The organism is Lacrimispora sp. BS-2 (assembly GCF_040207125.1).
Taxonomy (GTDB): domain Bacteria; phylum Bacillota; class Clostridia; order Lachnospirales; family Lachnospiraceae; genus Lacrimispora.
Map to the genome: position 1 here is coordinate 442,326 of NZ_CP157940.1, position 12,796 is coordinate 455,121.

Genomic DNA, 12,796 nt, shown 5'->3' on the forward strand with positions numbered 1-12,796 from the left:
ATATGGATAAATTTCAAGCATTAAAGCACTATTTCGGCTACGACAGTTTCCGGGAGGGGCAGGAAATTCTTATCGACAGCATTTTGTCAGGAAGAGACGCCCTCGGGATCATGCCCACCGGTTCAGGAAAATCCCTGTGCTTCCAGATACCGGCTCTCATGATGGAAGGAATTACACTGGTTATTTCCCCCCTGATCTCCCTCATGAAAGATCAGGTGACAACTCTCAATCAGGCAGGCATTCATGCCGCATATCTTAACAGTTCTTTGACTGCAAGTCAGTATTATAAGGCCCTGGCCTATGCGCGGGAAGGGCGATATCCCATTATTTATGTAGCTCCGGAACGTCTTGTAACGGATGAATTTCTGGATTTCGCATTAAACTCAAACATTTCCATGGTAGCGGTGGATGAAGCTCACTGTGTATCCCAGTGGGGACAAGATTTCAGGCCCAGCTATTTAAAAATTGTGGATTTTATTGATAAGCTTCCCAAACGTCCGGTCATCAGCGCATTTACGGCCACTGCTACAAAAGAAGTCCGTGAAGATGTGATTGATATTCTCATGCTCAGGGAGCCTGCCGTGGTATCTACAGGATATGACAGGCCCAACCTCTATCTGGGCGTTCAATCACCCAAGGATAAGTATGCTACGTTAAAGAACTACGTGGAATGTCACCCGGATCAGTGCGGGATTATTTACTGTCTGACCAGAAAGCTGGTGGAAGAGGTATGTGACCGGCTGAATCAGGAGGGCTTTTCGGCAACCAGATACCACGCAGGGTTAAGCGATGAGGAGCGGCGGAGGAATCAGGATGACTTTATTTACGACAGAAGCCAGATCATGGTGGCGACCAATGCCTTTGGCATGGGAATCGATAAATCCAATGTACGGTTTGTTATCCATTACAACATGCCCAAAAATCTGGAATCCTATTATCAGGAAGTTGGCAGGTGCTCCAGAGATGGGGAGCCGGGGGAATGCATTTTGTTATACAGCGGCCAGGATGTGATGACCAATCAGATGTTTATTGACAACAACCAGGATAATCAGGAGCTGGATTCCCTTACCCGCCAGATGGTCATGGAGCGGGACCGTGAACGGCTTAAGAAGATGACCTTTTATTCCTTTACCAACGAATGTCTCAGGGACTACATTCTGCGGTACTTTGGAGAGTATGGAGAGAATTACTGCGGCAACTGTTCCAATTGCCTGAGCCAGTTTGAAACAGTGGATGTGACGGATATTGCCAGGGGGCTGATAGGTTGTGTGGAGTCTTGCCGGCAGCGGTATGGCGTAAATGTGATTATTGATACCGTTCATGGAGCTAATACTGCGAAAATTCGGAATTACCGGATGGATCAGAATGCCTATTATGGAGTGTTGGCAAAGGTGCCTGCTTACAAGCTGAGACAGGTCATGAATTATTTGATGTTAAATGAATTCCTGACAGTCACAAATGACGAGTATGCCATTGTGAAACTGACCGGGAAATCAAAGGGAGTTTTAGCGGATGGTGAGGAGATTGTCATGAAAATGGCAAAGGAACAGGAACATCCGGTGAAGGCAAAGGAAGGGAAGAAATCAAAGACACGTAAAATGTCAGCAATATCCGGTTCTGTTCTTTCAGAAGCAGATGAAGAGCTGTTTGAGACCTTACGGGCACTTCGCATGGAGATTGCCAAAGAGGAAAAAGTACCTCCTTATATTGTTTTCTCTGACAAGACGTTAGTACATATGTGCATGGTAAAACCGAAGACAAAAGAGGAAATGTTGTCGGTGTCCGGGGTAGGAGAATTTAAGTATGAGAAATATGGGGAGCGGTTTTTAGTCTGTGTGAAGGAATCGAGTGGTGATTTCTGAGACGGATATACTGGAAATGTATTACGTAATTCCTGCGAAAAAGGGGTGTAATCCAGAATAATCTTACCTTGACAATATAAACGTCACAGGGTAAAATTGTAAAACAAAAGTTTTGCCAATGTACATATCAAAATGGATGGCATCCAAATGGCTGCCACCAGTATTTTTATGAGTATTTGCACATTGGATGTTTCTGGCCATTTTAGTTCGGCGAAAGCACAGGGAGATTATCATGGAAGGTGAAACTGTATATAAAATACTCATTGTTGAGGACGGAAAAGTAAGCCAGAAGGTGTTGATGGAAACCTTACAAGATACATATAATGTCAGGGTCGTCTCCACTGGCAAAGAAGCAATGCAAATGGTCAAACAATTCCGGCCGCATCTGATCTTGCTTGATATCATGCTGCCGGATACCAACGGGTTCGATGTTCTAAAGGAACTGAAAGAAACCCAATCCACTCAGAGTATTCCCATTATCGTTATCACAGGACTGGATAACGATCAGGACGAGGAGAAAGCACTGTGTTTAGGTGCGGTCGACTATATACGGAAGCCTTTTAACAAAGTTTTGGTGAATGCACGCGTGAAGATCCATATTAAAATCGTAGAACAACTGCTTACCATTGAAAAATTTGGTTTTTATGATGGATTGACCGGCCTTGCGAACCGTCGTAAGTTTGATTATCATATGGAATATGAATGGCAAAGGGCATTGCGGAAAAAGACCACCATCGGGCTGTTGATGATGGATCTGGACAACTTTAAGAATTACAATGATACATATGGCCACAGGCAGGGAGATATTATGTTAAAAGCTGTGGCAGGGGTTTTGAATAAAACTTTAAATCGGGCCACTGACTTACCGTGCCGTTGGGGCGGCGAAGAATTTGCTGTTCTCATATCGGAAACCAGTCTGGAAAAAGTATTATTAATTGCGGAGAAAATACGTTCAAGCATTGAGGCTTTAGAAGTGCCAAGGAGTAATTCGGATGAAATTACAAGAATAACTGCCAGTATTAGTGCGATCTGTGCCGCTCCATATCAATGCGAACAACTGGAAGGTTTCTTTGAAAACGCTGACTGTCTCCTGTATCAAGCTAAAAAAGAAGGGAGAAACCGGGTGCGGTTTTGATTGTTTAGCCTATGAGAGCTATGGAGAGCGGTTTTTAACTAGAGTGAAGGAAATACCTTCAAACGGTTAATAATACTAGGAATTGGGAATTTAGGTTGAAAAACGGATTAGTGTAAAGGTAATGGTATGAGGTATTTCTTTATATGCAGAAGGTACAGAATAAGATTGTGGAGTGGCGTCTGAAATCAGATAAAACACAAGAGAAAGAATGAAAAAATATAAGGCGGCAGCTTGTTCCCACAAGCGGCCGCCTTTTTAAGAAGGGTACTCTTTCTTTCTCTCCCTGTTCAGTACTTAAGAATTATGGTATGATTGAAAAAACAGATTACAGGTACAGAGAGCAAAGGACGAATTTTTATGGAACAGACAGCCAGAAATATTTTCAGAGCAGTCCATGAGGGAAAGTGGCTGAGCATTGAGTACAGGAATAAAAAGGAAGAAATAACCAAATACTGGATCGCTGTTCACGGCATTGACGCAAAGAAGAAAACCTTAGAGGTAGAGGGTTTTCATCTCACCTTGTTTACGGTGGATAAATTTCCTTGCATTTATGTGGATTCCATTCTCTCTTCCTCCGTGGTGGACGGATCTTACTATGAACCAGATCCCATACTTGTTCAGGATATCAATGAAAATCCTGAAAAATACCGGAATCTTTTTGCCTCCCCTGTGAATTTAAAGATACTGGATTATTTGACGGATTGCAGCCGCCTGGACACAAGACCCTATCAAAGCGATTATTCTATTATCCGCCATCTGGACGGCGAATGCTTAAACAGTGAGGAGTATCCCTTAAGCGACCAACAGTTTAAAGAGATCGTGAACCGCTTTCAGGAAGATGCAGCAGGAGCGGGAAATAGGAAAAACTGGAAGCTGCGCCAGCTTTGCATGAATGTGCTCAGTATTGTAGTCAAGGGGAAAGGAAGGCAGCGGGAGTCTCTTTATGTCCTGGCATACAAACGGCTCTTTCTTGATGTAAAGCGGCGTGTGCTGAAACCGGCAAAGGAGATCACCATATGCAGGGAGTTTACCATTGGGGGAGAGTGTCAGAGCATCCGGAAGTTTCTGGATCCTTCCGATTATGAGCTTTTGGAGGATTTTGAAAAGAATCAGGAGCTTATAAAAGACCGGATCATAAACGAAAGCCGTGCCGCCGGGGGAGTGGATGACAGGCCTTATCTCATTGCCCTGGAATCAGAGGTGAAAGTAGACCTAACCTATGAATACGGCGGCATACTCACCATGTTTGAGGAAAACCGGGCAACCTATCCGGTCAAAGCCTTTTTTGGAAACCTGACCGCAAAGGCAGACAGAAGAAAGGACTATCCCATTACCCTGCTTCAGCGCCGGGCAAATTTAGACCAGCTTCTTGCCATCCATAATGGGGTAAAATATCCGGTGACCTATGTCCAGGGCCCTCCTGGGACCGGGAAATCCTATTCCATTGTCAATACCATTGTTACGGCCTTTTTTAACGAAAAAACTGTGCTTCTCACCTCCTATAACAACCAGCCCATTGATACTGTAGTAAAGGATCTCCAGTCCATTTCCTACAAAGGAACCGGTCTGATTCCCTTTCCAATAATCCGCCTGGGAAGCGATGAAAAAGTTTATGAGGCCCTTTCTTATATAAAGGAACTTTATGAGCAGGTGAAGAAATGGAAGGTATTTGAAAACACCCTGGAAAAGAACAGGGACGATAAGGCAAACCGCATGAAGCAGCTGACCGCTCTTCTTAAACGGCACGAAGAGATCCTGGCTTTAAGGGAACAAAAGGAAGCCATTGAATGCCTGATGGCGGTAAATAAGCATCTGACCTTCCAGACCGATCTTCAGGGGCGCCAGCTGGAGCGCGTAAAGGAAAAGCTTCAGAAAATAGGAGAGGTGACCGAGGAACAGGCTCTGGCTCTTCTGGAGGATGATGAAGAGGAGTTTAAAAAATATCTTTATTTTACCTCCGTAAAATATTTAAAAAGGCTGGGAGAACCTAAAAATGCAGACCTCTGGAATATTCTGGAGATAAAAGACAAGGCAGATCAGGTGAAGGCGTTTAATGAATATCTGGGAAATCCTGAGAATGTGAGAAAATTCCTCCGCATTTTCCCCGTGGTGGCATCAACCTGCATTTCTTCCCATAAAATCGGACATCCGGAGCCTTATTTTGATCTGGTGGTAATGGATGAGGCCAGCCAGTGCAACACGGCCCTTTCCCTGGTTCCTATTATCAGAGGGGAGAATTTAATGCTGGTGGGAGATCCCCAGCAGTTAAACCCGGTGATCCTTCTGGATAAAAAGGACAATGACATCTTAAAGAAACGGTATATGGTTCCAGATGAATATGATTACTGCAAGAATTCCATATACAAGGCCTTCCTTGCCAATGATTCCGTCAGTGACGAGATCCTTCTCCGCCATCATTACCGCTGCAGCAAGCAGATCATTCAGTTCAACAACATGAAATATTATAACAACCGGCTGAATATAGAAAGCAGGGTCCAATCGGAAAATCCCCTGGTCTTTATGGATATCCAGGACAACAGGACCGACTATAAAAACACGGCTCCCAGGGAGGCCGAAAAAATCGTAGAATATGTAAGATCCAATCCGGACCGGAAAATCGGCATCATAACGCCCTTTACCAATCAAAAGGAATGCATTAGTGAAATGCTGGCTGAAAACGGGATCCATGACGTAAGCTGCGGCACGGTCCATGCATTTCAGGGAGATGAAAAGGATATCATCCTGTTTTCCCTGGCTCTTACGGACCAGACTTCAGAAAAGACCTATGAATGGCTTAAGAACAACCGGGAGCTGATCAATGTAGCCACTTCAAGGGCAAGGGAACAGCTTGTGATCGTATCTGACAGGAAGAACCTGGACAGGCTACACAGCGGAGAAGAAAAGGACGATGTATATGAACTGGTGGAATACGTAAAAACAAGAGGAAACTGTAAAGTCACTCCTGATGAGGTCCATTCCCGGGCGTTGGGCGTAAAGCCTTACAGCACGGAAACAGAAAAAGCCTTTTTGACCAGCTTAAATCACGCCCTTGAAAATATACTGGGTGATAACAGGAAATGCTCGGTAAAAAAAGAGGTAGCCATATCCCAGGTATTTGAAGAAAATACCACGGGAGACGGCCTGTTTTATAACGGGCGGTTTGATTTTGTCCTGTATGAAAAGGATTTCGGCGGCAGAGAGATCCCGGTACTTGCCATTGAGCTGGATGGAAAGGAACATCTGGCAGATGAGTCCGTAAAAAAGCGGGATAAGAGGAAAGAGGCCATATGCCGGGAACATGGATTTGAACTGATCCGGGTGGAGAACTCTTATGCAAGACGGTATTATTATATAAAACATGTGCTGGAAGAGTATTTTAAACATTTAAGATAAAAAATGCTTGTGAGGTAAGACCATGGGGCCATACCTTCACGTCCGATGCCCAGTGGTGCGGGGCATGCTGTAAAGCGGGACGAGCTTTGCCAAAAAGCGTGGGCAGGAAAGAGGAAACATGAAAATTTTTCATTTGTCTGATCTGCATATCGGAAAGCAGTTAAACGGCTACAGCTTAAAGGAGAACCAGGAAGCAGTCTTAAAACAGATCGTGGATTATGGGTTGGTCCATCATCCGGATGCAATCCTGATCTGTGGCGATATTTATGATAAAACGGCTCCTTCCGGGGAGGCCTACACCATGTTCGGCAATTTTCTGGAAGCTCTTTCCGGGATAAAGCCTCAGATTTCAGTTTTGATCATCGCAGGAAACCACGATTCTCCGGAACGTCTGTCCTATGCAGGGGCCTTTTTGGAACGGCACCACATTCATTTATCCGTGTTCCCTCCTAAAAGCCCTGAGGAGTACTTAAAAAAGGTGGTATTGAAGGATGAAAACGGCCCTGTGAATTTCTATTTTCTTCCCTTTTTAAAACCAGGGTACGTAAGGCAGGTTTTTCCGGAGAATCAGCCGAATGGATACGAGAGTGCCGTAAAGGCTGTATTAGAAAGGGAAACCATTGATACAGGGGAGCGGAACGTCCTTTTATCCCATCAATTTTACACAGGAGGAAATAAAGACCCGGAAACCTGTGAATCAGAGCAGGCAGTCATCATGGCAGGCGGCCTGGACCGAATAGATGCTGATGTTCTTTCTGCATTTGATTACGTGGCCCTTGGCCATCTTCACGGTTCCCAAAAAGTAGGCAGGGCTTCGGTCCGGTACTGTGGGACACCCTATAAATATTCCGTCAGTGAGGAGAACCATAAAAAATCCATCACAATGGTGAATCTGGGGAAAAAGGGGGAGGAGCCGGAGCTGGAATTTCTCCCTCTTCATGGAATCCAGGATGTAAGGCGGGAAAGAGGAAGCTTATCTGAAATCCTTAAAAGGGCGACCGAAGAAAACCGCCATGATTTTGTCAGCGTTACCCTTACCGATGAAGAGGATCCTTACCGTGTCAGAGAGCGTTTGGAAGAGGTTTTCGATCATTTGCTGGAGCTTCGGGTGGACAATGAGCGGACCAGGAAAAAACGGATGGAAGAGGGAGAAACGGTGCCAGTCCTTAGGCCCTTGGAGGCATTCAGGCAGTTTTACAAGACAGTAAGAGGCGGAGAGATGACAAAAGAGGAAGAAAAGGCCATGGAACGGATCGTGCAGGAAGCAAAGGAGGAAGAGGGATTATGAAGCCATTGCAGTTGACCATGTCCGCCTTTGGTTCTTATGGGGGAAAGGAAACCGTGGATTTTGAGAAAATCGGCCATGGCATTTTCCTCATTACCGGAGATACGGGGGCAGGAAAGACCACCGTTTTTGATGCGGTGGCATTTGCCCTGTTCGGGGAAACCAGCGGACAGCGTCGGGAGCCTTCCATGATGCGAAGCCAGTATGGGTTAGAAGACCAGGAAACCTATGTTTCCCTGAAATTTTCCCAGGGTGGGGAAGTATATGAAATTATCAGAAGTCCTGCCTATACAAGGATCAGCAAACGAAAGAATAAAAACGGGGAATATACTACTGTCCCGGTTCCGTCAAAGGCCTCCCTTCTTTTGCCCGATGGGTCGGAATATGCAGGCAGCCTTCGGGATATTAATCAGAAGATCCAGGAGATCGTGGGCGTGGACCAGAACCAGTTCTCACAGATCGCCATGATTGCCCAGGGAGATTATTTAAGACTTCTTCATGCATCTTCCAGGGAGCGGAAGGAGATATTTTCCAGGATTTTCAACACCGGAATCTACAGCCGGATCCAGATGAAATTAAAAGAAAAGAACAGCCAGCTTTATGACAGCCTGGAAGACAACCGAAAAATGTGCTTCCATGAGCTTGAAAATGTGGAGCTTTTGGAAGAAAGTCCTTATAAGGAATCATGGCGGCAGCTTTTAGCTTTTAAGGAAACAAGGACGGAAGAGATCCAAAACCTGTTAGGCTCTATCCTGGAAGAGATAAAGGAAAAGGAACAAAAGCTTTCTGAGGAACGGCATCATAAAGGAAAGGTTCTTTCCCAGGTGGAAGGGCAGTTGAGCCGGGCCCAGGAGGTAAACCGTCTTTTTGACGGCCTTGTGCAGGCAAAGGCTCATCTGGAGCTTTTGGAAGGCAGGAAGGAACAATGGCTTAAGCTGACGGAGCGGTTAAAGGAAGCCGTCCGGGCGGAAAAGGCAAATGGCCCGGAGGCCCAGTATGTGGATAAAAAGAAAGAATATGAAGAGGCTGTAAAGAGAGCCGGGCAGCTTGAAAAAGAGCTGGAGGACATAACCCTTGCCCTTTCTTCTGCGGAAAAAGAGGCGAAAGAAACTAGAGAGGCTTCTGCCGGTGAGGTGCCGGAACTGTCGGTCCTCATTGCCCGGCTGCAGGAAGCCATGCCCCTTTACCAGCGATGGAAGGCAATAGAAAAGACTTCTGCTGAAAAGAAACGGGAGGAAGCGGAAGGGGAGAAATGCCTTCGAAACATTGAAGCAGAACTGGCTCGTTTAAAGGCCCGGCTGTCAGCAAACGAAACAAGGCAGGAGCAGGCGGAGAAGAAGGCAGGGAATCTGCCGGAAATCAGGCAGAAGAAGGCAGAACTTTTGGGGCGGCAGCAGGCCATGGAAACCCTTGAGAAGGCGGTCAGGGAAGAAGAAGCGGCGGGCGTAAGTAAAGAAAAATGCCAGGAAGCGGCCTTATTGGCCCAGGGAGAATATGAACAGGCTGAAAGGCATTACAATGACAGGTTTCAGGAATTTCTGGCATTGCAGGCCGGAATTATGGCCAGAGAGCTGACAGAGGGGAACCCCTGTCCTGTCTGCGGTTCCATACATCATCCCCTGAAAGCGGAATTGACAGACGGCGCTGTCACCCAGGAAGAGGTGGAACAGGCAAAGGCGGCCAGAAACCGGGCAGAGGAACGGCGTTCCCAAACCGCCCAGGCTGCAGTCAAGGCGTTAGAAGCCTTCCGCCAGAAGAAGGAGCAGCTGGAAGGGGAGGAAGAAAAGTGGTTTAAGGCAACCTTCCATCAGGATCAGCTGAAAGCTCTTATGTCTGATGAAAGGAATCGTGCCGGTGTGCTGCTTAAGGAAGCAGAGAAGGAAGAACAGGAGGCTTTGGAGGCGGACAGCCTTTTAAAGAGGATTCTGGAAGAAAGAAAAGCGGACCGGAACAGACTTGAGGAGCTGGAGCTTGATAAAGAAAAGGCCATGAAAGACTGGCAGCTAAAACAGGTGAATAAGGCAGCCGTTCTGGCAGAGGCAGATCACGTGAAGAACCTTCTGCCATATCCTGAGGAAGAGAAAGCTGTAAGAGAGCTGGAACGCTTCAAAAAGAGGAAGGAAGAGCTTTTAAGGGCAGAGGAGCAGGCGGATAAACGGTTCCGGAACATTTTGGAAAAGGAAAAAGAAGAAAAGGGACGTTTGGCTTCGGAAAAGGAAAACCGGGAGATGCGGAGGCTTGCCATGGAACAGGCGTATCATGCCTTTCAGTCTGCTTTGGATGCCCTGGGATTTTCAGGAGAAGAGGATTACCGCAGGGCGGGGCAGACGCCGGAAACCTTAAAGCAGTGGGAGCAGGAAACCGGGAATTACGAAAAGGAGCTCTTAAAGGCCCGCACCGTTTACAGCCAGTATGAGGAGCAGACAAAGGGGCGTGAACGGATAGAAACGGAGCAGTGGAAGGAACAGGCCGAGACCCTTAAGGAGGAGCAGAAACAGTTACAGGCGAAAGAAGCCAGAGTCACAGCGATTGGCAGCAGGGCTTTTCACGCAGCCGAAAATCTGAGACGGCTGTGGAAGGAGAGAGAACAGCTGGAAGAAACGTACCGGCTCTATCACACTTTATTCCAGACTGCCAATGGGAAAATGGCCGGTACTGCCAGCCTGGATTTTCAGACCTATGTCCAAAGGCAGTATTTTAACCAGATGATCCATGCGGCAAACAAACGGCTGGATGTCATGACAGACGGCCAGTTCCTGCTTCAGTGCAGGGATTTGGAGACCCTTGGAAAGCAGGGTGAGGTGGGCCTGGATCTGGATGTATACACCATGGCAACGGACAAAGTAAGGGATGTAAAGACACTTTCCGGCGGAGAATCCTTTATGGCGGCTTTGGCCATGGCCCTTGGCATGGCAGATATCATCCAGAGTACGGCAGGAAATGTGAGCATGGATGCTCTTTTCATTGACGAAGGCTTTGGATCTCTGGACGAAGAATCCAGGCTTAAATCGGTCCGCATCCTACAGGAGCTGGCAGGGGAGAGAAGGCTGATCGGAATCATTTCCCATGTGACGGAATTAAAGGAACAGATCGGAAAGAAGCTGGTGGTGAAAAAGACGGAAAAGGGTAGCAGGATCTTGTGGGATATGGATACCCTTCCCGGCAGCGGTTGACAAAAGGCCAGAGGGAGATTTCCGTATTTATCCAATGGGACAGTTCCAAGGAGGAAGTACCAAAGAGACAGTTCCAATTGAACAATTAAAACCTTGACATGAGAAGAGAAACTTGTATAATAAGTTTGAAATGGGAATGAAGCGTTCCCATGATAGGAATATCAAAACCGCAATTTGCTGATGGCTTCTGTATATTTTGATTGAATATACAGGAACTGTCAGCTTTTTATTTGCGCGGGCAATGAGCTGAATGAACAGGCTGGAATATTCATTGAGCGAATGCCGCGGCAGCTGCGGAAAACACGCTTTCGAGTTTTTCGCAGCTGCCAGTGTTTGAATTCGTATAAAAACGCAAAATATAAAGTGACCAAAGGTTTTACAGGTTGTCATGATCTCGTGGAGGAATTGGTATATGCTGGAGAAAAAACTGATAAAGTACAGGGAATTGCTGATCTTAGGGATTTGCGGAGTGGTGATCGGCGGAGTCGTGGGGATATTGGATACAGGCTTTGGCAAGGTTTTGATTTATGTGACAGAATTACGGGAAAAATATTTTATTCCACTGATTATTTTTCTTCCTGCTGCAGGAGTTCTGGCAGTCAGATTGTATCGTTGGGATGAAGGAAAATGCATAAAAGGAATGGGATTGATTTTTCAGGTCGGTCATGGGGAGGAAGACAGAATTCCTTTACAGCCAGTACGGTATCAAAAGCACTGAAATTGGAAAAATTCCATTATGACCTTGGTGCCAGGCTCCAGATGGATGCTCCATTTGTGGTGAAGCTGATCGTAATAGGGATCCTGTTCGGCCTGGTAGGTTCAATGTTTGCATACGGTCTTGCTTTTATGAAAAGCAGGCTTGGGAAAATCTTCCAGGATCCGGCTAAAAAAGCGGCAATAGCCGGCACGTTTCTGGTAATCCTGTTTATTCTGCTTGGAATGGGAAGATATTCCGGGCTGGGAACAAATTTGATTTCCGCCGGTTTCCATGGAGGAGAGGTCACACCTTTGTTTGCCATAGGAGCAAGCCTGAGGGCAGCCATTGGGGGAATCCTGGGGTTACCTGTTGAGTTTGTTGCAGCAATGGGATATGCAGCGGTTTTCGGCTATTCTTATCTGCCATATTTTTTTGTGGTCTGCAACATTGCGTATATATTTAATGGAAACAGATCCATTTATACGGCACAAAAAAATTATACGATATAGGACTTCTTGACAAATAATTCAATGGATGAAACGGGTATTATGCTCTATAATGAATAGAGCCATGAAACAAGGATTAACACAACAGAGAGGAAGATACCATGTTAAACTGCGAAAGAACCAGTGTAATGAACATAGAAAATGCCATTCGGGGTGCAAGAAATCCCATGAACAGCTGGAACCGGATGGACAGCGAATATAATGAAGAGGGAGAATACATCCTTGGACCTAATGATCTTGGCCTTGCCAAACGGCTGAGAAAGGCTGGAAGCGATCACCGCAAATACATCCGGCAGATCCTGGTGTCTGTGGATATTACGGCTCCCCTTTACTGGTGGAAAGAATACGATACCTATAAAGTGGCCACCGTGGCCAATTCCACCAGCACCATGCACAAGATCCACAGCAAGTCCTTTGAACTGGAAGACTTCAGCCATGACCGTATGACAGAAGGGACGCTGGCTTTTATGGAAACCGTGGTGGCTGAATTGGAAAAGATCCGTCTCCGTTACATAGAGACAAAGAAAAAAGAAGACTGGTACGATTTAATCCAGCTTCTTCCCTCCAGCTATAACCAGATGAGGACATGCACCCTGAATTATGAAACCCTGATCAACATCTATTTTGCAAGACGCAGCCACAAGCTGGAAGAATGGCATACCTTATGCCGGTGGATCGAAACTCTTCCTTATGCAAAAGAACTGATTATTGGGGAAGAAGAATAAAGGAAAAGGAGGGGGTGACC

General features: G+C 46.2%; 8 protein-coding genes and 1 riboswitch. All 8 genes read left to right on the top strand.

Features of this window, described 5'->3' with window-relative positions; all coding sequences use genetic code 11:
* Positions 1 to 2: 2 nt before the first annotated feature.
* The 8 genes from recQ to ABFV83_RS02085 all read left to right on the top strand — a co-directional run bounded on the left by recQ (position 3) and on the right by ABFV83_RS02085 (position 12,776).
* Positions 3 to 1,862, top strand: coding sequence for a DNA helicase RecQ (recQ, locus tag ABFV83_RS02050; RefSeq protein ID WP_349947288.1), 1,860 nt, complete (start codon positions 3 to 5; stop codon positions 1,860 to 1,862).
* Positions 1,863 to 2,094: 232 nt separating this feature from the next.
* Positions 2,095 to 2,997 (top strand): diguanylate cyclase, encoded by a 903-nt coding sequence (locus ABFV83_RS02055; protein WP_349947289.1) that lies wholly within the window; start codon positions 2,095 to 2,097, stop codon positions 2,995 to 2,997.
* A 357-nt stretch (positions 2,998 to 3,354) separates the two neighbouring features.
* The gene (locus tag ABFV83_RS02060; RefSeq protein ID WP_349947290.1) at positions 3,355 to 6,390 is read left to right on the top strand and encodes an AAA domain-containing protein; all 3,036 of its coding nucleotides are present in this window, start codon (positions 3,355 to 3,357) and stop codon (positions 6,388 to 6,390) included.
* A 118-nt stretch (positions 6,391 to 6,508) separates the two neighbouring features.
* Entirely contained in the window at positions 6,509 to 7,678 is a 1,170-nt protein-coding gene (locus ABFV83_RS02065; protein WP_349947291.1) for an exonuclease SbcCD subunit D, read from the top strand.
* The gene (locus ABFV83_RS02070) at positions 7,675 to 10,848 is read left to right on the top strand and encodes an SMC family ATPase (RefSeq protein WP_349947292.1); all 3,174 of its coding nucleotides are present in this window, start codon (positions 7,675 to 7,677) and stop codon (positions 10,846 to 10,848) included. Before ABFV83_RS02065 ends, ABFV83_RS02070 begins: the two co-directional genes overlap by 4 nt.
* Positions 10,849 to 10,971: 123 nt before the next feature.
* Positions 10,972 to 11,045: riboswitch (Fluoride riboswitch) on the top strand.
* A 215-nt stretch (positions 11,046 to 11,260) separates the two neighbouring features.
* Positions 11,261 to 11,566: a hypothetical protein gene (locus ABFV83_RS02075; RefSeq protein ID WP_349947293.1), complete on the top strand. Its 306-nt coding sequence runs from the start codon at positions 11,261 to 11,263 to the stop codon at positions 11,564 to 11,566.
* A complete protein-coding gene (locus tag ABFV83_RS02080; protein ID WP_349947294.1) occupies positions 11,476 to 12,054 on the top strand; it encodes a chloride channel protein in 579 nt (192 codons plus the stop codon). Before ABFV83_RS02075 ends, ABFV83_RS02080 begins: the two co-directional genes overlap by 91 nt.
* 98 nt (positions 12,055 to 12,152) lie before the next feature.
* Entirely contained in the window at positions 12,153 to 12,776 is a 624-nt protein-coding gene (locus ABFV83_RS02085; protein ID WP_349947295.1) for a hypothetical protein, read from the top strand.
* Positions 12,777 to 12,796: the final 20 nt, after the last annotated feature.